Annotated in this window: 21 protein-coding genes; 10 read left to right on the top strand and 11 right to left on the bottom strand. The window is 72.4% G+C overall.

Annotated elements, in window-relative coordinates; all coding sequences use genetic code 11:
* Positions 1-39: 39 nt before the first annotated feature.
* The 4 genes from EAO73_RS07820 to EAO73_RS07805 all read right to left on the bottom strand — a co-directional run bounded on the left by EAO73_RS07820 (position 40) and on the right by EAO73_RS07805 (position 5,181).
* Positions 40-2,136, bottom strand: coding sequence for an iron ABC transporter permease (locus EAO73_RS07820; protein ID WP_147970679.1), 2,097 nt, complete (start codon positions 2,134-2,136; stop codon positions 40-42).
* Positions 2,133-3,197, bottom strand: a complete 1,065-nt coding sequence (locus EAO73_RS07815) for an iron-siderophore ABC transporter substrate-binding protein (protein WP_147970678.1) — start codon at positions 3,195-3,197, stop codon at positions 2,133-2,135. The genes EAO73_RS07820 and EAO73_RS07815 overlap by 4 nt, the downstream gene beginning before the upstream one ends.
* A 77-nt stretch (positions 3,198-3,274) precedes the next feature.
* Complete coding sequence (locus EAO73_RS07810; protein WP_147970677.1) at positions 3,275-4,138, bottom strand: ABC transporter ATP-binding protein; 864 nt, start codon at positions 4,136-4,138, stop codon at positions 3,275-3,277.
* Positions 4,139-4,290: 152 nt separating this feature from the next.
* Positions 4,291-5,181 carry a helix-turn-helix domain-containing protein gene (locus tag EAO73_RS07805; RefSeq protein WP_147970676.1) on the bottom strand — a complete coding sequence of 297 codons (891 nt, stop codon included), beginning with the start codon at positions 5,179-5,181 and terminating at the stop codon, positions 4,291-4,293.
* A 253-nt stretch (positions 5,182-5,434) separates the two neighbouring features.
* Here EAO73_RS07805 and EAO73_RS07800 point away from each other — a divergent pair, with 253 nt between their 5' ends.
* On the top strand, positions 5,435-5,965 hold the full coding sequence (locus EAO73_RS07800; RefSeq protein ID WP_147971448.1) for a DUF6542 domain-containing protein: 531 nt from the start codon (positions 5,435-5,437) through the stop codon (positions 5,963-5,965).
* A gap of 4 nt (positions 5,966-5,969) precedes the next feature.
* Here the strand turns inward: EAO73_RS07800 and ppgK are convergent, their stop codons facing one another.
* Together ppgK and EAO73_RS07790 are read right to left on the bottom strand one after the other, a co-directional pair.
* Positions 5,970-6,716 carry a polyphosphate--glucose phosphotransferase gene (gene ppgK, locus EAO73_RS07795; protein WP_147970675.1) on the bottom strand — a complete coding sequence of 249 codons (747 nt, stop codon included), beginning with the start codon at positions 6,714-6,716 and terminating at the stop codon, positions 5,970-5,972.
* Between the two features lie 61 nt (positions 6,717-6,777).
* Positions 6,778-7,767 (bottom strand): 4-hydroxy-3-methylbut-2-enyl diphosphate reductase, encoded by a 990-nt coding sequence (locus EAO73_RS07790; RefSeq protein WP_376550919.1) that lies wholly within the window; start codon positions 7,765-7,767, stop codon positions 6,778-6,780.
* Positions 7,768-7,841: 74 nt separating this feature from the next.
* On the opposite strand from EAO73_RS07790, the gene EAO73_RS07785 reads away from it, so the two are divergent.
* The 4 genes from EAO73_RS07785 to EAO73_RS07770 all read left to right on the top strand — a co-directional run bounded on the left by EAO73_RS07785 (position 7,842) and on the right by EAO73_RS07770 (position 11,582).
* Positions 7,842-9,209 (top strand): APC family permease, encoded by a 1,368-nt coding sequence (locus tag EAO73_RS07785; RefSeq protein ID WP_147970673.1) that lies wholly within the window; start codon positions 7,842-7,844, stop codon positions 9,207-9,209.
* Positions 9,210-9,255: 46 nt separating this feature from the next.
* Positions 9,256-10,467: an exodeoxyribonuclease VII large subunit gene (gene xseA / locus EAO73_RS07780; protein WP_147970672.1), complete on the top strand. Its 1,212-nt coding sequence runs from the start codon at positions 9,256-9,258 to the stop codon at positions 10,465-10,467.
* Between the two features lie 68 nt (positions 10,468-10,535).
* Positions 10,536-10,802: an exodeoxyribonuclease VII small subunit gene (locus EAO73_RS07775; protein ID WP_147970671.1), complete on the top strand. Its 267-nt coding sequence runs from the start codon at positions 10,536-10,538 to the stop codon at positions 10,800-10,802.
* Between the two features lie 189 nt (positions 10,803-10,991).
* The gene (locus tag EAO73_RS07770) at positions 10,992-11,582 is read left to right on the top strand and encodes a malonic semialdehyde reductase (protein WP_147970670.1); all 591 of its coding nucleotides are present in this window, start codon (positions 10,992-10,994) and stop codon (positions 11,580-11,582) included.
* 88 nt (positions 11,583-11,670) lie between these two features.
* On the opposite strand, the gene EAO73_RS07765 is transcribed toward EAO73_RS07770, so the two are convergent.
* Positions 11,671-12,189, bottom strand: a complete 519-nt coding sequence (locus tag EAO73_RS07765; protein WP_147970669.1) for a DUF4245 domain-containing protein — start codon at positions 12,187-12,189, stop codon at positions 11,671-11,673.
* Positions 12,190-12,332: 143 nt separating this feature from the next.
* Here EAO73_RS07765 and glpX point away from each other — a divergent pair, with 143 nt between their 5' ends.
* Positions 12,333-13,364: a class II fructose-bisphosphatase gene (gene glpX / locus EAO73_RS07760; protein WP_147970668.1), complete on the top strand. Its 1,032-nt coding sequence runs from the start codon at positions 12,333-12,335 to the stop codon at positions 13,362-13,364.
* A 108-nt stretch (positions 13,365-13,472) separates the two neighbouring features.
* Here glpX and EAO73_RS07755 read toward each other — a convergent pair whose 3' ends face one another.
* Complete coding sequence (locus EAO73_RS07755) at positions 13,473-13,844, bottom strand: WhiB family transcriptional regulator (protein WP_147970667.1); 372 nt, start codon at positions 13,842-13,844, stop codon at positions 13,473-13,475.
* Between the two features lie 166 nt (positions 13,845-14,010).
* On the bottom strand, positions 14,011-14,691 hold the full coding sequence (locus tag EAO73_RS07750) for a DUF1707 domain-containing protein (protein WP_147970666.1): 681 nt from the start codon (positions 14,689-14,691) through the stop codon (positions 14,011-14,013).
* A 216-nt stretch (positions 14,692-14,907) separates the two neighbouring features.
* On the opposite strand from EAO73_RS07750, the gene EAO73_RS07745 reads away from it, so the two are divergent.
* The gene (locus tag EAO73_RS07745) at positions 14,908-16,575 is read left to right on the top strand and encodes a fumarate hydratase (RefSeq protein WP_147970665.1); all 1,668 of its coding nucleotides are present in this window, start codon (positions 14,908-14,910) and stop codon (positions 16,573-16,575) included.
* Positions 16,576-16,613: 38 nt separating this feature from the next.
* Here the strand turns inward: EAO73_RS07745 and EAO73_RS07740 are convergent, their stop codons facing one another.
* A complete protein-coding gene (locus EAO73_RS07740) occupies positions 16,614-17,618 on the bottom strand; it encodes a LuxR C-terminal-related transcriptional regulator (protein ID WP_147970664.1) in 1,005 nt (334 codons plus the stop codon).
* Between the two features lie 158 nt (positions 17,619-17,776).
* Here EAO73_RS07740 and EAO73_RS07735 point away from each other — a divergent pair, with 158 nt between their 5' ends.
* The gene (locus EAO73_RS07735) at positions 17,777-18,976 is read left to right on the top strand and encodes an MFS transporter (protein ID WP_147971447.1); all 1,200 of its coding nucleotides are present in this window, start codon (positions 17,777-17,779) and stop codon (positions 18,974-18,976) included.
* Between the two features lie 411 nt (positions 18,977-19,387).
* The gene (locus EAO73_RS07730) at positions 19,388-20,689 is read left to right on the top strand and encodes a M18 family aminopeptidase (protein WP_147970663.1); all 1,302 of its coding nucleotides are present in this window, start codon (positions 19,388-19,390) and stop codon (positions 20,687-20,689) included.
* Positions 20,690-20,748: 59 nt separating this feature from the next.
* On the opposite strand, the gene EAO73_RS07725 is transcribed toward EAO73_RS07730, so the two are convergent.
* Positions 20,749-22,275, bottom strand: coding sequence for a ricin-type beta-trefoil lectin domain protein (locus tag EAO73_RS07725; protein ID WP_147970662.1), 1,527 nt, complete (start codon positions 22,273-22,275; stop codon positions 20,749-20,751).
* 114 nt (positions 22,276-22,389) lie between these two features.
* On the opposite strand from EAO73_RS07725, the gene EAO73_RS07720 reads away from it, so the two are divergent.
* Positions 22,390-23,793 (top strand): class II fumarate hydratase, encoded by a 1,404-nt coding sequence (locus tag EAO73_RS07720; RefSeq protein ID WP_147970661.1) that lies wholly within the window; start codon positions 22,390-22,392, stop codon positions 23,791-23,793.
* Positions 23,794-23,796: the final 3 nt, after the last annotated feature.

Below are 23,796 nucleotides of genomic sequence, written 5' to 3'. Positions count from 1 at the left end.
CTGCTCCTTGCGGGGGCGAGGGGATACGGGACAGAGAATTCAGGCGCGGGACCGCTTGAGCACCCAGACGAAGTACGGCGCGCCGACCAGCGCGATCATCAGCCCCGCCGGCACCTGGGAAGGGGCCGCGACGGTGCGGCCCAGCGCGTCCGCCACGCACACCAGCAGCCCGCCGAGCAGCATCGCGACCGGGATCGCCCGCGCCTGCCGGGCGCCCACCAGCGAACGGGCGAGGTGCGGGGCGACCAGTCCCACGAAGCCGACGACCCCGACGGCGACCACGCTGAGCGCGGCGAGCACCGCGGCGATCGCCAGGGCGGCGAAGCGGGTGCGCTCCACCCTGACGCCGACGATGCGCGGGGTGTCCTCGTCGACGGCGAGCAGGTCGAGCCGCTCGCGCATGGAGAGCAGTACGGGGAACGCGAGCGCCAGGGCCACGGCGACGGGGACGACGTCGGGGAACGTACGGCCGTAGGTCGTGCCGGAGAGCCAGGTGAAGATGCGGGGTGTGTTGTACGGGTCGGCGTGCAGCAGGAGGAACGTGGTCACCGAGCTGAGGCCGTACCCCACGCCGATGCCGATGAGGACGAAGCGGTCGGGCAGGAAGCCCCCGCGCCAGGCCAGCAGGGCGATCACCGCGAAGGTGGCGAGCCCGGCCGCGACGGCGACCACGACGAGCACCGTCTGTCCGCCGCCGAGCCCCGAGGTGACGACGCCCGCCGCGCCGAGACCGGCGCCCGCGGTGATGCCGAGCACCCCCGGCTCCGCGAGCGGGTTGCGTACGGTGCCCTGCACGACGCATCCGGCGAGTCCGAGCGCCATGCCGGCGACGATCGCCGCGGTGACCCGGGGCACCCGGTCGTCGAGGGCCGCCCCGATCAGGTCGGGGGCGGTGCCCTGGATCCAGAGCGCGACGTCCCCGGTCTTCAGCCAGAGGCTCCCCGCCAGGGTGCCGACGACAGCCGCCGCGACCAGCAGGACCGCGGCGCCGGTCACCACGAGGAGGTAGGCGCGCCGGGACCGTGCGGCGACCCGGGCCCGTGGCGGCTGCTGGATCCGGCCCGTGTCGCGCAGCCGCAGCGCGAGGACCACGATCACGACGGAGCCGAGCAGCGTGGTCGGCACCCCGGTCGGGATGTAGGCGGCCCCGTCCGCCCCCTGCACCGCGCGCAGGACCGCGTCCGCGAGCAGGATGAGCAGCGCGCCGAGCAGCCCGGCGGCGGGGATCAGGAGCAGGTGGCGGCGCAGCGCGCGGACTCGCCCGGCGAGCAGGCGGGCGAGGACGGGGGCACCGAGGCCGACGAATGCCAGCGGACCCGCGAGGGTGACCGAGGTGCTGGTCAGGAGGACGGCGCAGACCACGGCGAACACCCGGGTGCTCCGGATCGGGACGCCGAGGGTGGCGGCGGTGTCGTCGCCCAGGTTCATCACGTCCAGCCGCCGGGACAGCGCCAGGGCGGCGCAGAGTGCCAGGACGACGAGGGGGACGGCGCGCAGCGAGGCGTCGATGTCGAGCTGCGAGAGCGAGCCGCTCCCCCAGGCGTAGAGGCCGGTGGTGTTCTGCTTGAACAGGATGAGGAGCATCCCGGTCGCGGAGTCCAGGGCCATCGCCATCGCCGATCCGGCGAGGATGAGGCGGGTGCCCGAGGTGCCTGCCGCCCGGCCCGCGAGGAGCAGCACGAGCGCCGCCGCGGCCAGGCCGCCGGCGAAAGCGACGACGCCCGAGGCCCACAGCGGGACGGTGAGGCCGAGGGCGGCGACGAGCGAGACGGCGAAGTAGGACCCGGCCGAGACCGCGAGGGTGTCGGGCGAGGCCAGCGCGTTGTGCGTGACGGACTGGAGCAGCGTGCCGGCGCAGCCGAGGGCGAAGCCCACCGCCACGCCCGCGAAGAGGCGGGGCAGGCGGGAGCCGGTGAGGATCTCGCCGACCGGCGCGCCGTCGGCGCTGTCCTTCTGTCCGGCGAGGTGGCGCACCAGGTCGCCGACGCCGACGCCCGAGGTGCCCTGGGTCAGGTGCCACAGGCCCACCAGGACGGTCGCGGCGAGGAGGGCCGCCAGGACGGCCACCCCGGCGGGGCCGCCACCGCGTTCCTTGAATGGACGCGGCGGCGCTCCCTCAGCGGGTACGGCGCTCACTTCTGGTCGAGTACGTCGACGTAGGCGTCGATCGCCTGCTCGTTGGAGCGCGGACCGCCCGCGCCCCACACGCGCGCCGGGAACGCGTGGGCGCGGCCTTCCTTGACGGCCGGGAGCTTCTTCCAGATCGGGTTCTTCCGGATCGCGGCGACGTAGCCGCCGGCGCCCTCGTCGTTGGCGTAGAAGAGGTTGGCGTCGCCCACCGCGACAAGTCCCTCGACGTCGGTCTGCGCGAGGCCGTAGGCGGGGTCGACCCCGCCGTCACCGTGCTTCTTGTTGACGCTGCTGGTCCACGCGGGCTTCAGGCCGAGTTCCTTGCCCAGTTCGGTGAAGAGGGCGCCGTCGCTGTAGGGGCGGACGGTGAGGTTGCCGCCCTCCAGCCAGCCGTCGAAGAACACGAAGTCCTTCGTCGGCAGGTCGGCGTCGGTGACCTGCTGCTTCGCCTTCGCGAGGTGGGCGTCGAACTCCTTGAGGACCTGGTCGGCGCGCTCGGTGCGGCCCGTGGCCTCGCCGATCATGCTGAAGACCTGGCGCATGTTGCCGATCGGGTCCTTCGGGTTGGCGCCGCGCGTGGCGAGCACGGGGACACCCCTCTTCTCCAGCTTCTTGATCGTCTCGTCCTTGGCGTCGAACGCCTCCACGACGATGAGATCGGGCATGGCCGCGTACAGGGTGTCGAGGTCGGGCTCCTCACGGGTGCCGATGTCCGTCACACCGCTGGGCAGCTTCTCCGCGCTGACCCAGGTGCTGTACCCCTTCGCGTCGGAGACGGCGGCGGGGGTGATACACAGGGTCAGCGCGTCCTCGACCTGCTGCCACTCCAGGACGGCGATGCGCTGGGCGGGCTTGTCGAGCTTCACCTGCCGACCGACACCGTCCGTGAGGGAGACCGGCTTCGTCGACGTGGTCGTGGTGTCGTCGGCGCAGCTCTTGGACGCGGGGGCGGCACTGGCGCTGCTCCTGGCCGTGACGTCGTCGGCGTCGGTCGTACCGCAGGCGGCGAGGGCGAACAGGGCGAGCCCGGTCGTGGCTGCGGCCGTGAGGCGGCTGGCGCGGTTCATGGAGGGTCCTCTTTCTCAAATCTTCGAACGTTGCGCTGGAGCGCCGCACGGCTGCTCCGGAAGGGGTGGCGGCCTCGTCAGGAGAGGTGGCGCCCGAGGGGGTCGATGCGCAGCCGGCCGGTGCGCGGGTCGACGCCGACGTCGACCCGGATGTCGTAGACCTCGCCGATGTTCTCGGCGGTGAGCACGTCGGCGGGTGCGCCCGCCGCGTGGATACGGCCGGCCCGCATGAGGACCAGCGTGTCCGCGACCCGGGACGCCTGGTCGAGGTCGTGCAGCACGATCCCGACGGCGAGGCCGTGCCGCTCCACGAGGTCCCGGACCAGGTCGAGCGTCTCGAACTGGTACCGCAGGTCCAGGTGGTTGGTCGGCTCGTCGAGCAGCACGACGCCGGTGTCCTGGGCGAGGCAGGCCGCGAGCCAGACGCGCTGCATCTCCCCGCCGGAGAGCTCCCCCACCTGCCGCTCCGCCATGTCCCGTACGCCGGTGACGCCCATGGCGCGGTCGACGGCGGCACCGTCCTCGGGCGTCGGTCCGGCGAAACCGCGCCGGTAGGGGTGGCGGCCGAACGCCACGACCTCCGCGACCGTCAGCCCCTGGGGCGCCGGCCGCGACTGGGAGAACAGGGTGACCTCGCGGGCGAACCCACGGGGGCTGAGCAGGGCCGCGTCCCGCTCGTCCTCGCCCCCGGGGGCGCCGAGGGTCACCCGGCCGCCGTCCACCGGGTGCAGCCGGGAGAGCGCGCGCAGCAGTGTGGACTTCCCGCTGCCGTTCGGCCCCACGAGGGCGGTCGCGCGGCCGGGTTCCAGGGTGACCGAGACGCCGTGCACGACCGGCTCGCCGCCGTAGCGCAGCACCAGGTCGCGCCCGTGGAGCGCGGCCACCTGGCCGGCGGGGCCGTCCGGGACTCTTCCGGCACGGCGAAAGGGGCTTGTGAACATGAGGAGGTCCGGGTGATCGGAGGGGTGCGGAGTGCGGCACCCCGCCCGGTCTTCATCGGCCGGGCCGCACGCTCTCCCGCACGCGGGCAGCACCGTGCACGGCGAGCAACAACTAAGGGTTACCTAACTCGAAGAAGACTATATTCCGCTTGTCATGCAGACAATCCGGCGTTCTCGCCACCCGATACGGGATTCCGGACATCCCCGGGGACGGCGTCGGCCGCCCCGAAGAACGCGCCGGGCGTGGTACCCATGACGCGCCGGAAGGCGGCGATGAAGGAGCTGGGCTGCGCGTAACCGAGGCACTCGGAGACGGACATCACATCGAATCCGTCGGACAGGAGCATCAGCGCCCGGTGCACCCGCAGCATCTGCCGCCACTGCGCGAAGGAGAGCCCCGTCGCCTGACGGAACGCGCGCGTGACCGTACGGTCGCTGATCCCCAGCCACCGCGCCCACTCCTCCAGCGAGCGGGAGTCGGCGGGATCGTCCAGCAGGGCCTCGGCGATGGCGTCGATCCGGGGGTCACCGGGCAGCCGCAGCGCCAGCTCGTGCTCCGAGGGCTCGATCACGTCGAACACGACGGCCTCGGCCCGCAGCCGGGCCGCCTCGTCGAGATCGGTGCGCGACAGATGGGTCAGCAGCGATACGAGCAACGGGGTCATCGCGATGGCCTTCGGCTCCCCGAACGCGAACGGTGTGCGGTCGGGCGCGAAGAAGGCGCTGTGGAAGCGCGCGCCCTCCGTCGCCCGGCCCGCGTGCACCACCTCGGCGGGCATCCACAGCCCGTGGCCCTCGCACACCGTGAAGACGCGGTCGCCCACCCGCGACGTCAGCGTCCCGCCGCGCACCCAGACCAGCTCGTGCAGCCGGTGCGCGTGCTGCGCCCACTCCGTGGGGGCGGGGACGATCCGGAACTCCGCGACGACGGCACCGGAGGCCGTCGCCCGCTCCGGGAGCGCCCCGGCCCGCCGCATCACCGTGCCCGGCTCGCGCCGCCACAGCCCCGGGTTCACCTCACCACGGGACGACGACCGGACCATACGAGCGAGTCTAAGCGGCCGCCCCGATCCGGTTCCCGTTGCGCCGTGTGGCATCGAACTCATCGCCAAGCTCGGCCAAAGCGCGTGTCCCGCACCCGCTTCCCGGCCCCCGGCGACCTACGTTGTCCCGGTGGAGCAGCACAGGACACGTCCCCCGCAGCGCAGGCAGACCCGGCAGACCCCGCTGTCCCCGCTGGGGGCGGCCGAGGGAGCCAGGAAGGCCGATGGCACGGGGGCCCTCGGTTACCGGGTGATGAGCGCGCCCGCCGGGCGGCCGGCGTCGCCCGCGGTGCTCGCCCTGCGCCGGCTGCCCAACCCGCGGCTCACCGGCATCGGCGCCGGGCTGTTCGCGGCCGCCGCGATGTTCCTGATCGGGTGTGTGGACGGGGTGCTGTTCGACGACTCCGCCGTCGTGTTCGGCGTGCTGTTCCTGCCGGTCAGCGCGCTGACCGCGCTCTGGGTGCGGCCGGCGGACCTGGTGACCGCGCCGATCAGCGTGCCCATCGCCTTCGCGGTCGGCATCGCCCCGATCGCGGGCGGCACCGGCGGCCTCGGCGGCCGGACGATGGCCGTGGTCACCGCGCTCGCCGTGCACGCCGGCTGGCTGTACGGCGGCACCCTTGTCGCCGGCCTCATCGCCTCCGTACGCAAGGTGCGGCTGATGCGGGCCCGGCAGCGGCGCATGATGCTGGCCGCGCACACCGCGCGGCCGGCCGCCGGCGGACCGTCGGCGGCGGCGGCCCGCCCGGCCGGACGGGCCGCCCGCCGGACGTCCCAGCGCTGAGCCGTCAGTCCGAGGCCGCCGCCTTCGCGGCCATCGCCGCGCCCACGATCCCCGCGTTGTTCTGCAGCTCCGCCGGGACCATCTCGGCCCGTACGTGCTCGATCAGCGGCAGGAACTTGTCGGCCTTGCGGCTGATGCCGCCGCCGATGATGAACAGCTCGGGCGAGAACAGCATCTCCACATGGGCCAGGTACTTCTGCACCCGGCGGGCCCAGTGGTGCCAGCCCAGGTCCTCGTCCTCCTTGGCCTTGGTGGACGCGTGTTTCTCCGCGTCGTGACCGTTCAGCTCCAGGTGGCCGAGCTCCGTGTTCGGTACGAGCGTGCCGTCGACGAAGAGGGCGCTGCCGATCCCCGTACCGAGCGTCAGCATGATCACGGTGCCCTTGCGGCCCCGGCCCGCGCCGAACGTCATCTCGGCGATGCCCGCCGCGTCCGCGTCGTTGAGCACGGTGACCGGGAGGCCCAGCTTGTCGCCGAGCAGGGTGCGGGCGTCCTGGTCGATCCAGCCCTTGTCGACGTTGGCCGCGGTGCGGGTGAGCCCGTCCGTGACGACGCCCGGGAAGGTGATCCCCACCGGGCCCTTCCAGTCGAAGTGGCCGACGACCTCGGCCACGCACCCGGCCACGTCCGCGGGCGTCGCAGGGTGCGGTGTCAGTACCTTGTGGCGCTCCTGCGCCAGGTCTCCGCGGTCCAGGTCCACGGGAGCACCCTTGATCCCGGATCCGCCGATGTCCACGCCGAAGATCTCCATGTGATCCACGGTACGGGCACCGGCGCGCGCTCACTCCCGGAACGGCACCCGAAGGTGTCCGCTACTCGCCCTTCAGGGCCGCCGCCTCCGCGCGCAGGTCGCGGCGCAGCTCCTTGGGGAGCGAGAAGACGATCGACTCCTCGGCCGCCTTCACGATCTCGACGTCCTCGAAACCCCGCTCGGCCAGCCACGCCAGCACGCCGTCGACCAGCACCTCGGGCACGGAGGCGCCGGAGGTGACGCCGACCGTGGAGACGCCGTCGAGCCAGGCCTCGTCGATCTCGTCGGCGCCGTCGACCAGGTGGGAGGCGCCGGCGCCCGCGCCGAGGGCGACCTCGACCAGGCGGACGGAGTTGGAGGAGTTCTTCGAGCCGACGACGATCACCAGGTCGGCGTCGGCGCCCATCTGCTTCACGGCGATCTGGCGGTTCTGCGTGGCGTAGCAGATGTCGTCGCTCGGCGGCGAGATCAGCAGCGGGAACTTCTCCTTGAGCGCGCCGACCGTCTCCATGGTCTCGTCGACCGAGAGTGTGGTCTGGGAGAGCCAGACGACCTTGGAGGGGTCGCGCACCTCGACGTTCCCGACGTCCTCGGGGCCGTCGACCAGGGTGATGTGGTCGGGTGCCTCGCCGGAGGTGCCGATGACCTCCTCGTGGCCCTCGTGGCCGATGAGGAGGATGTCGAAGTCGTCCTGCGCGAAGCGGACGGCCTCCTTGTGGACCTTGGTGACGAGCGGGCAGGTCGCGTCGATCGTGGCGAGCTTCCGCTCGGCCGCCTCCTGGTGCACGGTCGGGGCGACGCCGTGCGCGGAGAACATGACGATCGAGCCCTCGGGGACCTCCGCCGTCTCCTCGACGAAGATCGCGCCCTTCTTCTCCAGGGTCTGTACGACGTACTTGTTGTGGACGATCTCGTGGCGCACGTAGACCGGGGAGCCGTACTGCTCCAGGGCCTTCTCCACGGCGATCACGGCACGGTCCACGCCCGCGCAGTAGCCACGGGGAGCGGCGAGGAGGACGCGTCGGGGGGTCGTAGCAGTCATGCGTCCCATCGTAAGGCCGTACCGAACGGGCGGAGGGAGCGGCGGGTCGGGAGACTGATCTTGACGCGACCGACGGAGGGCTCATGGCCGACAGCACTACGGATTCCGGCTCCACGGAGAGGGCCCGGCTGCGGCGGACCCTCGGCTTCCGGGACCTGGTGGTCTACGGGCTGCTGTTCATCGCCCCGATGGCGCCCGTCGGCGTGTTCGGGACGCTCGACGCGAAGTCGGACGGCGCGGTCGCGCTGGTGTACGTCGCGGCGACCGTCGTGATGGCGTTCACCGCGTTCAGTTACGCCCAGATGGTGCGGGTCGCCCCGATGGCCGGTTCCGTGTTCGCGTACGCCCGCAAGGGGCTCGGAGAGGGGCCCGGGTTCATCGCCGGGTGGATGGCGATGCTCGACTACCTGCTGATCCCGGCCGTGGCGTACCTCTTCTCCGGGATCGCGATGAACTCGCTGGTGCCGGAGGTCTCGCGGTGGGTGTGGACGGCGCTCGCGGTCGTCCTGACGACGCTGCTCAACCTGTGGGGTGTGCGCGCCGCCGCCCGGGTCGGCTTCGCGGTGCTGGCGATGGAGATCGTGGTGCTGCTGGTGTTCGTGGTGTCGGCCGTGGTGGTGCTCGTACGGGACGGGGCGCAGCGCGGCTGGCTGACCCCGCTCACCGGGGATTCCGGGTTCTCCGCGACGGCGGTGCTGGGCGCGGTGTCCGTGGCGGTGCTCTCGTACCTGGGGTTCGACGCCATCGCCTCGTTCGCGGAGGAGGTGACGGGCGGCTCGGCGCAGGTGGCGCGGGCGGTGCTGTTCTGCCTGGTGCTCGCGGGCGCGCTGTTCGTGGCGCAGGCGTATCTCGCCGCCCTGCTGGAGCCGATGACCTCGGCGGAGCTGACCGCGGATCCGGGGGCGCAGGGCTCGGCGTTCTACGACACGGTGGACGCCGCGGTGGGCACCTGGCTGCACGATCTGGTGGCGGTCAGCAAGGCGATCGGGGCGGCGTTCGCGGCGCTGGCGGGGCAGGCGGCGGCGGGGCGGCTGCTGTTCGCGATGGCCCGTGAGCGGAGGCTGCCGGGGCTGCTGTCCCGGGTCGATCCGCGGTCCGGGGTGCCGAGGGTGGCGATCCTGCTGGCCGCCGTGGTGACGATGGTGGCGGCGGTGTGGGCGGCCCGGCGCGACGATGGGCTCGACCATCTCGTCTCGGTGGTGGACATCGGGGCGCTGACGGCGTTCGTGCTGCTGCACGCGTCGGTGGTGGGCTGGTTCGTGGTGCGGCGGATGGAGGGCGAACCGAGCTGGTGGCGGCATCTGGTGGTGCCGGTGGTGGGCGCCGGGGTGCTGGTCGCGGTGATCGTGGAGGCGACGGGGAGCGCCCAGGTGGTGGGCGCCTGCTGGCTGGCGGTGGGGCTCGTGGTGGTGCTGGTCCAGCAGCGGGGGCGGCGGGGCGTGGCCCCGTGACCCGGGACGGGCCCTGTTGTCCGTCCCGGCCGTTACGCTCGCTCGCATGGCTCTGAACACTTCTCCGGAAGCCCCGCTGCCCGTCGGTGACGTGTCGCGGCTCATCGGCGGCTGGATCGACCGGCTCGGTGCGGTCTGGGTCGAGGGCCAGATCACCCAGCTGTCGCGGCGGCCGGGTGCCGGTGTGGTGTTCCTGACGCTGCGCGACCCGTCGCACGACATCTCGGTGAGCGTGACGTGCTTCCGGCAGGTCTTCGACCGGATCGCGGACGTCGTCTCGGAGGGCGCGCGGGTCGTGGTGCTCGCCAAGCCGGAGTGGTACGCGCCGCGGGGGCAGCTCTCGCTGCGGGCGACGGAGATACGGCCGGTCGGCATCGGCGAGCTGCTGGTGCGCCTGGAGCAGCTGAAGAAGTCCCTGGCGTCCGAGGGTCTGTTCGCCCTCGACCGGAAGAAGCCGCTGCCCTTCCTGCCGCAGCTGATCGGCCTGGTCTGCGGCCGGGCGTCGGCGGCCGAGCGCGATGTGCTGGAGAACGCCCGCCGCCGGTGGCCCGCCGTCCGCTTCGAGGTCCGCAACACCGCCGTACAGGGGGTGCACGCGGTCAACCAGGTCGTGCGGGCGGTCAAGGAGCTGGACGGCATCCCGGAGGTCGACGTGATCGTCGTGGCGCGCGGCGGCGGCAGCGTCGAGGACCTGCTGCCGTTCTCGGACGAGGAGCTGATCCGTACGGTCGCGGCCTGCCGTACGCCGGTGGTCTCGGCGATCGGGCACGAGCCGGACTCCCCGCTGCTCGACCTGGTCGCGGACGTACGGGCCTCCACGCCGACGGACGCGGCGAAGAAGGTCGTGCCCGACGTGGGCGAGGAGCTGGACCGGGTGCGGCAGCTGCGCGACCGCTCCCTTCGGACGGTACGGGGGCTGCTCGACCGGGAGGAGCGGGGCCTGGCCCACGCGCTGGGGCGACCCTGCATGGAGCACCCGCAGCGGATGGTGGACGAGCGCGAGGCGGACGTCGACGCGCTGGCCGGGCGCGCCCGCCGGGTGCTGGGCCATCTGCTGGACCGGGCGGACTCGGAGCTGGCCCACACCAGGGCCCGGGTCCTCGCGCTGTCCCCGGCGGCGACCCTGGAGCGCGGCTACGCGGTGCTCCAGCGCGCCGACGGGCACGTGGTCCGGGACCCCGCGGACGCGGGCGCGGCCGGGGAGACGCTGCGGGCCCGGGTGTCCGGGGGCGAGTTCGCGGTGCGGGTCGCGGAGTAGGGGCGGAGCCCCGGGGCGTACGGGCCCGGCACATACCGATACGGATACCTCTACCTAGGGTGGAACACATGACGGACGAGGGGACGGCGGGCGCCGCCGCGACGGGCACGCTCGGCTACGAGCAGGCGCGCGACGAGCTGATCGAGGTCGTACGCCGGCTGGAGGCGGGCGGCACCTCGCTGGAGGACTCCCTCGCGCTCTGGGAGCGCGGCGAGGAGCTGGCGAAGGTGTGCCGGCACTGGCTGGAGGGTGCCCGCGCCCGGCTGGACGCGGCGCTGGCGGGCCCGGCGGACGGCGAAGGCCCTTCCGGTTCCACGGCGGCGGACGCGGGCTGAGCGAGGCCGGGGGCGGGAGAAACCGCGGCGCGGGGGCCGTAAGGCTTATTCCGGTTCCGTGGCGTGAGTCTCCCCACTTCCGATTTAGTTGAACGTTAACGCACTTCCGCCGTACGGTGATCGTCATGGCCCGGTCCTTCGTGTTCGCGGCCCGATCCCCCCGTGTACGTCCGGAAGGTAATACCCACGATGTCCCTCGCCCTTGACGCCGCCGCTCAGGACCTCCTGTTCCGCGAGGCCCGCACCGCCAACACGTTCACCGACGAGCCGGTGACCGACGAGCAGGTCCAGGCCATCTACGACCTGGTCAAGTTCGGCCCGACCGCCTTCAACCAGTCGCCGCTGCGCGTCGTGCTGGTGCGTTCGGACGACGCCCGCGCGCGCCTCGTCAAGCACATGGCCGAGGGCAACCAGCCGAAGACCTCGACCGCCCCGCTGGTCGCGATCCTGGCCGCCGACAACGAGTTCCACGAGGAGCTGCCGGGCCTGCTGCCGCACTTCCCGCAGGCCAAGGACATGTTCTTCTCGGAGCGCCCGGTCCGTGAGTCGGCCGCCTCCCTGAACGCCGCCCTCCAGGCCGCGTACTTCATCATCGGCGTCCGCGCCGCCGGCCTGGCCGCCGGCCCGATGACCGGCTACGACGCCGCGGGCATCGAGAAGGAGTTCCTGGACGGCGACCACAACGTGCTGATGGTCGTCAACATCGGCAAGCCGGGCGAGGACGCCTGGTTCCCGCGCTCGCCGCGTCTCGCGTACGACGAGGTCGTCACGACCGTCTGAGCCACCGCCTTCTGCACGGTGAACACGGGGAAGGCCCCGGAGCACTCGCTCCGGGGCCTTCCCCGTGTCCGTACGCGGCGTCAGGAGGTCAGGACGTCCTGAGCGCCGCCGCCATCTCCGCCAGCCGCTTCGCCGGGGCCGAGCCGGTCACGACCGTCGTCGCGCCCTTCTCCTCGCGCACCAGCGCGTCGTACTTCGAGCCCTCCCAGCGCTGCCAGGTCTGCCCGCCGACCTCCTGCGTGCGCCCGGTGTTCTCGGCCTGCTGGCTCACCTGGTCGATGTAGAGCTTCGAGGGGGACGTGGACTGCTCCACCGCGACGTAACCGCCGTCCGGGGCGAGGAAGCCCAGGTGCCAGCTGTTGCCCTTGTCCCGGCTGTACGTGACCGAGGTCGGCTTCCAGCCCGCGGGCAGGCCCTCGGGGGCCGCCACCGGGTACGGGGCCGCACGCCGCGCGGTCAGGAGTTCGACGCGGTAGTCGACCGCCTTGATCGGATCGGCCTTGTCGTCGTGCGGGATGAAGATGTAGACGACACCCGCCACGGCGGCGATCGCCAACAACGACAGGATCATGTCCCGGACGGTCTGCTTGCCTCGCTTGCTTGCCACGGGTCCATCGTCGCATCAGCCCCTGCGCGGCCGAACCGGGGGCCGCCCCGCTCAAACGTGACCCGGTCTGCTCATTTTATCGACCTGGCGATAGAGTCAGATCACCCTCATCCGGTCGTCGTCGTACAGAAAGGTGCGCTCCGATGTCCGAGCATCATCTGCCGTCCCAGCTGGAGGTCTCCCCGGAGGCCCCCGACCGCAACCTCGCCCTGGAGCTGGTCCGGGTCACCGAGGCCGCCGCCATGGCCGCCGGGCGCTGGGTCGGGCGCGGGGACAAGATCGGGGCCGACGGTGCCGCCGTGAACGCCATGCGAACCCTCGTCTCCACCGTGTCCATGAACGGCGTCGTCGTCATCGGTGAGGGCGAGAAGGACGAAGCCCCCATGCTGTTCAACGGCGAGCACGTCGGGGACGGCACCGGGCCCGAGGTCGACATCGCCGTCGACCCGATCGACGGCACGACCCTCAACGCCAAGGGCATGCCCAACGCGATCGCCGTCCTGGCCGCCGCCGACCGTGGCGCGATGTTCGACCCGTCCGCCGTCTTCTACATGGACAAGCTGGTCACCGGCCCGGAGGCGGCGGACTTCGTGGACATCAACGCCCCCGTCTCGGCGAACATCCGCCGGGTCGCGCGGGCGAAGAACTCCACGCCCGAGGACGTCACCGTCGTCATCCTGGACCGCCCCCGCCACGAGGGGATCGTCAAGGAGATCCGGGAGACCGGCGCCCGCATCAAGTTCATCTCCGACGGCGACGTGGCCGGGTCGATCATGGCGGCCCGCGAAGGCACCGGCGTCGACCTGCTCATGGGCATCGGCGGCACGCCCGAGGGCATCATCTCGGCCTGCGCCATAAAGTGCCTCGGCGGCGTCATCCAGGGCAAGCTCTGGCCGAAGGACGAGGCCGAACGCCGACGCGCGCTGGACGCCGGGCACGACCTGGACCGGGTGCTGTCCACGGACGACCTGGTCAGCGGGGACAACGTGTTCTTCGTGGCGACCGGGATCACCGACGGCGAGCTGATGCGCGGGGTGCGCTACCGCTCGGAGACGGCGACCACCGAGTCCATCGTCATGCGGTCCAAGTCCGGCACCATCCGGACGATCAACTCCACCCACCGGCTGTCGAAGCTGCGCGCCTACAGCGCCGTCGACTTCGACCGCGCGAAGTAGCGGCCGGGCCGCACCCACGGCCCGCGTCCGCGCTTCCGCCCGAAGAGGCGCCCCCCATGTGCGGTGGGGGCGCCTCTTCGTACGTACGCGTACGGGACCGGCGGCCGGTCAGCCCGCCGCCGCGATCCGGCCGGTCGCGCCCGAGGCCTTCAGCTCCGCCTCGCGCCGCCTGCGCCGGGCGAGCGCGACGCGGCGCTCGGCGGCCGTGAGACCGCCCCACACCCCGTACGGCTCGGGCTGCATCAGCGCGTGCTCGCGGCACTCCACCATCACGGGGCAGCGCGCGCAGACCCGCTTCGCGGACTCCTCGCGCGAGAGCCGGGCAGCGGTCGGCTCCTTCGACGGGGCGAAGAACAACCCGGCTTCGTCCCGGCGGCACACCGCCTCCGAGTGCCAGGGGCCGGCCTGGTCCTCCCGAGCGGGGACCCGCTGCGGGGGAACAGCGGCGACCTGCAGGGGCTGATGCGGCAGTTGCAGCACGGTCCACTCCTGACGACGGCTTCGCGAGCGAGAGACGATGCAGCAGTCCCTACCCGCTGTGCGTGCGCCTATGCACTGAGTGGCACTCAGGTCCGTTCCACGCAATTGCGGTCGAGTCCCTTTTCGGCCGGAAAGAATCCCCGCCGCGACGCGCGGCCGTGCGCCGTCAGCGGTCGAGGTGCTTATCGAGGTGCTTGCGCAGCCGGTCCTGGAGATCCGCGATGAACTTGCCCCGTTTCGGCTTCGCCTCGACGCTGCCGAACACCGAATATCCGTTGACGACGACCACCGGCGCCTCGGGGTCGGCGGATTCCAGCGTGCGCACTTCGAAACTGCCGAAAACACCCGTGCCGCTGCCGCGCAGCGAGATGTTCTCGGGCACCCGGATCTCCACGCTGCCGAAAACGGAGGTCGCGTTGATCACGGTGAGACGCTGTCCGAAAAGCGCCTCCGTCAGGTCGATTTCCACACTGCCGAACAGCGCGAAGGCGTTCGTACGGGCACCCACCCGCCAGCGGCCCCGGCGGGTCGAACTGCTGAAGATGGCCACCAGGTTGTCGGCGGGTCCGGTCGCCGGCTCGGGCTCGCGGTTGTACGAGGCACCGGCGGCGGCCCTGGACGCCCCGCCCGGCGCCGGCAGGTCCCGGACGAGCGGTTCGAGCTCACCGACGGTCTTGGCGCGGTAGACGGAATCGACCCGCTCCGCGTGCTCGTCGGCGGTCAGCCGGCCCTCGGCCAGCGCTTCCCGCAGGATGTCCGCGATGCGGTCGCGGTCCGCGTCGGAGGCGCGGATGACGTCGGTGTCCGCCGGTGCGGTGGGCTGCTGGGGCTGCTTCTCGAGGTCCACCGCCCCAGCGTACCGAAACGCGATAGATCGCGACAGGGGCCGGACGGCGCGCCGCGCGCCGGGCCGTGCGCCCCGGGGAGCCCCCGGGACGGCCCGGATGTGATCCCGGATGGTGAGCCCTACCTCACAAGCCCGGCGCTCCCGGCGCGTCCTACCCTGGTGGGTGCGCTGTCCAAGGGTGGCCAGCCGCTGTCTGCCGAGTGAGGAATGGCCGTAATGCCAGAGTTTGCGTACTCCGATCTGCTCCCCCTGGGAGAGGACACCACGCCGTACCGCCTGGTCACCGCCGAGGGTGTGTCCACCTTCGAGGCCGACGGACGTACGTTCCTCAAGGTCGAGCCGGAGGCGCTGCGCACCCTGGCCGCCGAGGCCATGCACGACATCTCGCACTACCTGCGGCCCGCGCACCTGGCGCAGCTGCGGCGGATCGTGGACGACCCGGAGGCCTCGTCCAACGACAAGTTCGTCGCGCTCGACCTGCTGAAGAACGCGAACATCGCGGCCGCGGGCGTCCTGCCCATGTGCCAGGACACCGGCACGGCGATCGTCATGGGCAAGCGCGGACAGAACGTGCTGACCGAGGGCGGTGACGAGGAGGCCCTGTCCCGCGGCATCTTCGACGCGTACACCAAGCTCAACCTGCGCTACTCGCAGATGGCCCCGCTGAACATGTGGGAGGAGAAGAACACCGGCTCCAACCTCCCGGCGCAGATCGAGCTGTACGCCACCGACGGCGGCGCGTACAAGTTCCTCTTCATGGCCAAGGGCGGCGGCTCGGCCAACAAGTCGTTCCTCTTCCAGGAGACCAAGGCGGTCCTCAACGAGGCCTCCATGATGAAGTTCCTGGAGCAGAAGATCCGTTCGCTGGGCACCGCGGCCTGCCCGCCGTACCACCTGGCGATCGTCGTCGGCGGCACGTCCGCCGAGTTCGCGCTGAAGACCGCGAAGTACGCCTCCGCGCACTACCTGGACGAGCTGCCCGCCGAGGGCTCCCCCGCCGGGCACGGCTTCCGCGACAAGGAGCTGGAGGAGAAGGTCTTCGAGCTGACGCAGAAGATCGGCATCGGCGCGCAGTTCGGCGGCAAGTACTTCTGCCACGACGTACGCGTGGTGCGCCTGCCCCGGCACGGCGCCTCGCTGCCCGTCGCGATCGCCGTGTCCTGCTCGGCGGACCGCCAGGCCACCGCGAAGATCACCGCCGAAGGCGTCTTCCTGGAGCAGCTGGAGAAGGACCCGGCCCGCTTCCTGCCGGACACCACCGACGAGCACCTCGACGAGTCCGGCGATGTGGTGAAGATCGACCTCAGCCGGCCGATGGACGAGATCCTGGCGGAGCTGACCAAGTACCCGGTCAAGACGCGGCTCTCGCTGACCGGTCCGCTGGTCGTGGCGCGCGACATCGCGCACGCCAAGATCAAGGAACGCCTCGACGCGGGCGAGGAGATGCCGCAGTACCTGAAGGACCACCCCGTGTACTACGCGGGTCCGGCGAAGACCCCCGAGGGGTACGCCTCCGGTTCGTTCGGCCCCACGACGGCCGGCCGGATGGACAGCTACGTCGCGCAGTTCCAGGCGGCGGGCGGCTCCAAGGTCATGCTCGCCAAGGGCAACCGCTCCCAGCAGGTCACCGACGCGTGCGGCGCGCACGGCGGCTTCTACCTCGGCTCGATCGGCGGCCCGGCGGCCCGGCTCGCGCAGGACTGCATCAAGAAGGTCGAGGTCGTCGAGTACGAGGAGCTGGGCATGGAGGCGGTCTGGCGGATCGAGGTGGAGGACTTCCCCGCGTTCGTCGTCGTCGACGACAAGGGCAACGACTTCTTCACCGAGCCCGCCCCGGCCCCGACGTTCACCAGCATCCCGGTGCGCGGCCCCGGCCTGGGCTGATTCCCGCGCCGCCGGAGGGGCGTCCCTCCGGCGCGCGGTCAGCCGTCGAGCAGCCCCGACGTGGCGACCAGATAGCCGAGCTGGGCGCGGCTGGTGCTGCCCAGCTGCTCGGAGACCTTGCGCATGTGCTCGGCGACGCTGCGCCGGCTCATCCCGATCCGGCGGGCTATCGCGGCGTCCGTCTCGCCGTTCACCACGGCCTGGAGGATGGCCCGTTGCAGGTCGGAGGTGACGACCGGGGTGCGCAGCGGCGCCCGTTCGGGCCGTACGGGCAGGGCGCGCGCCCATGCCTCGTCGAAGCCGCGGGCCAGGAAGCGCACCAGCGCCGGGTGGCGTACGCACAGCGCCTCGTGCGGTGCGTCGGAGAACGGGACGAAGGCGAGGTCGAGGTCGACGACGATCACCCGGTCGGTCACCTCGGCGAGCGTCCTGATCTCCGCCCCTGCCGCGCTCACCTGCTCGATGTAGGCGAGGGTGGCCCGGTCCGAGCGGACGGTGTGCTGGTAGACGGTCCGCTGGCGGATGCCGCGCCGCAGGTTCCCGAGGTCGCGGACGAGCGCCTCCCGGAGCGCCTGCTCGGGGCGGCCGCCGCCGGGCTGCGCGGTGCGGATCTCCTCGCGGCAGCCGGCCACCGCCGCCTCCAGCGCCCTGCTGATGACGGCTTCCCCGGTCAGCCGGGTGAGTCCGGGCTGTTCGAGCCGGTGCACGTCCGCGTACAGGGTCTCGAAGGCGGCGAGTGCGGCCCGGGTGGACCGCAGGGCGCGGCGCCGTTCGAGGACGGCCTCCTCCAGCGGGGCGAGCGCGGCGTGGGAGGCGGTCTCCGGTGGGACGGGGACCATCGAGCCGGGTGACGCGCGGTCCGGGACCATCAGATGAAGGGCGCTCAGGCAGCCGGCCACCTCCTCGCGCGGCAGGCTGCCCGCCAGCAGCGCGCGCCGGTACGCGTCGAGGGCCCGCTCGCACGGCTGCTCCGCCCGCCCGGTGCTCCCGGGCACCGATTCGTGGCAATCACACGGCGGTGGGCGGGAATGATCGTGCTTCACAATGATGCAGATTACCTTTGTGCACAGGCCGGGAGAGGCCCGAGTCCGGGGCTCTCGACCACGATGTGCGGGTGTCCTTCCACCGCTCCCGTCCTGTCGGCGAACCGGCCGTCGCACCGTCCGGTCCGCCGCGCGGTGAGCGCATGTTCCGCTTTCTGGTGGCCGGGTACGCGGTCTCCTCGTACGGCACGTTCCTGAATATGGTGGCGCTCAATCTCTTCGTCTACGAAACGACGGGGCGGGCGCTCGCGATGGGGCTGTTCATGGCCCTGCGGCTGGGTGCCGGATTCCTCGCCGGTCTCGTCGCCGGCGGTCTGCTCGCGCGATGCACGGCGAAGAGCGTGATGCTCTGGACGAATATCGCGCAGGGCGCCGTGATGCTGCCGCTGATTCTCGCGCCGGACGGCTGGCGTACGGCTTCGCTGTTCGCGGTCTCCGTGGTGGTCGGGTCCTGCGGGACGCTGTTCATGGTGGCCCTGCGCAGCTCCGTGCCGGAGATGGTGGGCGAGGAGCGGCGGTCCTGGGCGAACTCGCTGTCGGTGACCGGGCGTTCGCTGGCGATGGTGGCGGGCTTCGCCTCGGCGGGTGTCGTCGTCTCGCTGGTGGGGTACACCGCCGCGTTCGTGGTGGACCTCGCCACCTTCGCCGTCTGCGCGCTGACGGTGGCCCTGCTGCCGGTCGCCGGCGGCGGTCGGGGCAAGGCGGTTACGGAAGAGCCGGAGGGGGAACGGCCCCGGCGGCGGACGCCCGTCGCGTTCGCCGCGCTCGCCGCGGTGCCGGGCCTGACGCTGATGGTCGGGCTGCGCGGGGTGGACGCGCTCGGCTCCTCGTCGCACAACGCGGCGCTGCCCGTGCACTCCGCGGCGCTGGACGACGCGCACCCGGCCCTGTTCGTCAGCGCGTTCTGGTGCCTGTGGGCGGTCGGCAACATCGTGGCGCAGCAGGTGATCCAGCGCTACGGGCGCCGCACCGGCCGGTCCGTGGGCGCGGCCGGCTTCGGCTACGGCACCTGTGTGATGTCGGCGGCGTTCATCCTGGCCTTCGCGGGGTTCCCGACGGCGGCCACGGCCGTGATCGCCCTGGTGGCCGGCGCGGCGGACGGGCTGACGGAGGTCTCGTACACCTCGCACCTCCAGACCCTGCCGGCCGGGCCGCGCGCGCACGCCTTCGGGCTGTCCGCGACGGTGGAGAACCTGGGCTTCGGGGTCGGCATGATCGCCGTGGCGGCGGCCCTGGAGCGCTTCAGTCCGTTGGCGGTCGTCGGCTGGTCGCACGGGGCGGCCCTCGCCTTCGCGGTGGCGTTCCTGGTCCGCACGGCGGGGGCTCGGCGCGCGCGTCCGGCCGCGCCGGCGCCATGACCGACGGGGGCGACGGCGGCGCGCGGGGCGCATCCCCGTACAGCGGAAATCGGCCAATCTCGTGCAAGCCCCTCGGCGGCCGTGCGGCGGCACCGGCCGGGACGGCGGGACCCCGGTACGGACCGGGCCGGGGCACCGGCCGCCGCCCGCGCTCCGGGGGCGCCCGCACCGCACCGCCGCTTTCGCGCACCGGGCCGGACGCCGGACTTGCGGGGCGCCGTACGAATGCGGTGGGTTGTCCCGCGTTGCCGGAGAACTCCGCACCGCCGGGCGGCCGGCCCGGTGCCACCGACGGCCGCCGGGCCCGCCCCCACGCACCCGCCGACGCCCCTGCCGACCTCGCCGTACGGCCGTCCGAACCCGTGCGGCCGCACCACCCTCACCGTCCCACTCCGGAAAGGCGGACACCGCATGACGCCGGTCCCCCACCGCAGCCACGCCGACGACCTGCTCACCTTCATCAGCGCCAGCCCCTCCCCGTACCACGCCGTGGCGAGCGCCGCCCAGCGGCTGGAGAAGGCGGGCTTCAGTGAACTGCGCGGCACCGACGACTGGACGGGCACCACGGGCGGCGGCTTCGTCGTCCAGGGGGGCGCGCTGATCGCCTGGTACGTTCCCGAGTCGCTGCCCGCCCACACCCCGTTCCGGATCATCGGCACACACACCGACTCGCCGAACCTGCGGGTCAAACCCACCCCGGACACGGCGTCGGCGGGCTGGCGGCAGGTCGCGGTGGAGATCTACGGCGGGGTGCCGCTCAACACCTGGCTCGACCGCGACCTGGGCATCTCCGGCCGTCTCGCGCTGCGGGGGCCGGGCGGCACGGCCGAGAGCCGGCTCGTGCAGATCGACGAGCCCCTGCTGCGGGTGCCGCAGCTGGCGATCCACCTGGACCGCGCCGTCAACGACGGGCTGGCCCTGGACCGGCAGCGCCACATCGCCCCCGTCTGGTCGCTCGGCGCGGCCGACGAGGGCGCGCTGCTGCGCCGGGTCGCGGCGGCGGCCGAGGCGGAGCCGGGCGACGTGCTGGGCTGGGACCTGATGCTGCACGACGTGCAGCCGCCCGGATACCTGGGCGCCGAGCGGGAGTTCCTGGTGTCCGCGCGGCTGGACAACCTGGTGTCGGTGCATGCCGGGGTGACCGCGCTGACGGCCGCGGCGACGGCCGCCGAGCCGCCGGCGTACATCCCGGTGCTGGCGGCCTTCGACCACGAGGAGGTCGGCAGCGGCTCGGACACGGGCGCGCAGAGCCCGATGCTGGAACGGGTGCTGAGCCGGTCGGTGACGGCCCGGGGCGGCAGCGCGGAGGACTGGTCGCGGGCGCTGGCCGGTGCCTACTGCGTCTCCGCCGACATGGCGCACGCGGTGCACCCGAACTACGCGGAGCGCCACGACCCGGGCCACCAGCCGCTGCCCAACTGCGGCCCGACGGTCAAGGTCAACGTCAACCAGCGGTACGCGACCGACTCGACGGGGATCGCGGTGTTCGCGCAGGCCTGCGAGCGGGCGGGCGCGCCGTGGCAGCCGTTCGTCTCCAACAACGCGATGCCGTGCGGCACGTCGATCGGCCCGCTCACGGCGGCCCGGCTGGGTGTGCCGACCGTCGACGTGGGGGTCCCGGGGCTCTCCATGCACTCGGCACGCGAGCTGTGCGGGGCCCGGGACCCGGGCCATCTGGCGGCGATCCTGACGGCGTTCGTGACGTCCGGCTGAGAGACGCGGGTACGGGGAAGGGCCGCGCGGCCCCTGCCCGTACCCGCGTCGGTGGCGGGTTACGCGAAGCGCTGCTTCGCGCCGCCGTCGCAGGCCTGGAGCCTCAGCGGGTCGTGGGCGCCCGCGAGGGTCGCGCACAGGCCCGTGGAGGCGGCCGGGCGCAGGGTCCCCGACTGGCGGACGAAGCGCTGGTTGGCGGCGCCGGAGCAGTTGTAGAGGATGAGCGAGGCGCCGGCCCTGTAGTCGGCGCCCGGGACGTCCAGGCAGCGGTCGTGGCTCAGCTCGGTGCGCAGGGTCTGCGTGCCGGAGTCGTACCACCAGCCCTGGTTGCGCCCGCCGTGGCACTCCCAGCCGGTCACCCCGGTGTTGTTACGGGTGACGGAGGCGGGGGCGTCCAGGCAGGTGGCCGTCGCCTCGCCGCGCAGGGGCTTGAAGGCGTCGTCCCAGGCGACCGGCTGGAGGACGGGCTGCCCGGTGCTCGCCGGGTCGGCGCAGCTCGCCTCGCGCAGGCCGGAGTTGTAGATCTGGGTCAGGCAGGAGGCGAAGGCGCCGTGCCCGGACGCGTTCGGGTGGAAGGACTGGCGCACCGAGTTGGAGTCCGGCGGGAAGTGCGACAGGTCGATGTAGAGGCCGCGCGCCCAGGCGGACTCGCTGCACACCTCGTGGCCGTGGAAGAGCCGGGAGTTGTCCAGGTAGACGGCCCCGGTGTCGGCCGCGGCCTTGCGCATGCCGCGCTCGAAGGCGGGAACGGCGGCGTTGCGGCCCCAGGCGGCGTCGGAGTCGTACCCGGCGCAGCCGCCGGGAAGCTTCCCGGGGAAGTTCGGGTTGTCGTAGAAGTCCGGGCCGATGGGGCTCGGGTAGCCCATGACGACGAGCTTGTAGTCGCTGTCCGCGTAACCGGCACCGGTCATCACCGTCCGCAGGTCGCGCACGGTCTTCTCGACCTTGGGGACGAGCCCGTCCACGCGGGCCTGCCAGCCGCCCTCGTACTTCGACTGACACGGGCCCTGGATGAGGACCCAGCGCTCGACGCAGTCCGTCATGACGGGCCCGAACTGGAGGTCGTCGTTGGCACCCGCCACCAGCACGATCATCTTGATGCGGGTGTTGCGCGCCTTGACGGCCAGGTTGTCGCTCTGCACCAGTTCGTCGGCGTACTGCTTGGAGCCGCCGATGACGATGTTTCCGGTGTACGCGCCGGAGCACGAGACGTTGTACGTGACGTCGGCCGCGATGCCCGTGCGGTGGATGGCGGAGTCGGGCGAGCGGTGGCACCAGTTGTCGGGGCCGTTGGTGCCCGCCTCGTACGTGCCGACGCCCTCGCCGGAGATCTCGCTGTCGCCGAGCGAGATGAGCCCGGTCTTGCGCTGTGCGAGCGGCCGCTCGGCCGGGTCGCCGTACAGCTGGGTGGCCTCGGCGGCGCGGATGGCCTCCAGTTCCGGCGGCAGGGGGGTCGATGCGGTACTGGTGGTACCGGGCTGTGCGGCGGCGGCCGTGCCCGTCGCCGCGGTCATCCCGCCGAACGCCGCCGCGATGGCCGCGGCGGCCGCGACGGTACAGCGGATTCTGTGCCTGGTGCGCGTCATTGCGCCTCCCCGGGTTGTTGTTACCCCCGGTATTTACTGGCCGGTAGGCGACTTGGGAATACATGGAACAAGACAAGTGCTCATCTTTTTGGGTGACTTCAGAGAGGTTGAACGATGACGGATCAGGGAACGCACGACGGCTACCGCGTCGAGCACGACTCGATGGGCGAGGTCAGGGTGCCCGCGAACGCGAAGTGGCGGGCCCAGACGCAGCGGGCCGTGGAGAACTTCCCGGTCTCCGGACAGCGCCTGGAGCGGGCCCACATCGAGGCCCTGGCCCGTATCAAGGCCGCCGCCGCCAAGGTCAACGCCGAGCTGAAGGTCCTCGACCCGGATATCGCGCGGGCCGTCCGGGAAGCCGCCGAGGAGGTCGCCGAGGGGCGCTGGGACGCGCACTTCCCGGTCGACGTCTTCCAGACGGGCTCGGGTACCTCGTCGAACATGAACACCAATGAGGTCGTGGCCACCCTCGCCACCGAGCGCCTCGGCCGCGAGGTCCACCCCAACGACCACGTCAACGCATCGCAGTCCTCCAACGACGTCTTCCCGTCCTCCATCCACATCGCCGCGACCGCCGCGGTCACCGCCGACCTGATCCCCGCCCTGGAGCACCTGGCCGCCGCCCTGGAGCGCAAGGCGCAGGAGTTCGCGACGGTCGTGAAGTCCGGGCGCACCCACCTCATGGACGCCACGCCCGTCACCCTCGGCCAGGAGTTCGGGGGGTACGCCGCCCAGATCCGCTACGGCGTCGAGCGGCTGCGCGCCTCGCTCCCCCGCCTCGCCGAACTCCCCCTCGGCGGCACGGCCGTGGGCACCGGCATCAACACCCCGCCCGGCTTCTCGGCCGCCGTGATCGCCGAGGTGGCCCGCGTCACCGGGCTGCCGCTCACCGAGGCGCGCGACCACTTCGAGGCACAGGGCGCGCGGGACGGCCTGGTGGAGACCTCGGGCCAGCTGCGCACCATCGGGGTCTCGCTCACCAAGATCTGCAACGACCTGCGCTGGATGGCGTCCGGCCCGCGCACCGGTCTCGCCGAGATCTCCCTGCCCGACCTGCAGCCCGGCTCCTCGATCATGCCGGGCAAGGTCAACCCGGTCATCCCCGAGGCGGTGCTGATGGTGGCCGCGCAGGTGACGGGGAACGACGCCACGGTCGCCGCCGCGGGCGCCGCGGGAAACTTCGAGCTGAACGTGATGCTCCCGGTCATCGCGAAGAACCTGCTGGAGTCCGTACGGCTGCTGGCCAACGCCTCCCGGCTGCTCGCGGACCGCACGGTGGACGGAATCACGGCGCACGCCGAGCGGGCCAGGGAGTACGCCGAGTCCTCGCCGTCCGTCGTCACCCCGCTGAACAAGTACATCGGCTACGAGGAGGCGGCCAAGGTCGCCAAGAAGTCGCTCGCGGAACGCCGGACGATCCGTGAAGTGGTCCTCGAATCCGGCTATGTGGAGCGCGGAGACCTGACCGAGGAGCAGCTCGACGAGGCCCTGGACGTGCTGCGCATGACCCGTCCGTGACGG

The organism is Streptomyces sp. col6 (assembly GCF_008042035.1).
Lineage (GTDB): Bacteria > Actinomycetota > Actinomycetes > Streptomycetales > Streptomycetaceae > Streptomyces.
The sequence above is the reverse complement of the archived record's forward strand: the minus strand, read 5'-3'. Positions and strand labels throughout refer to the sequence as shown.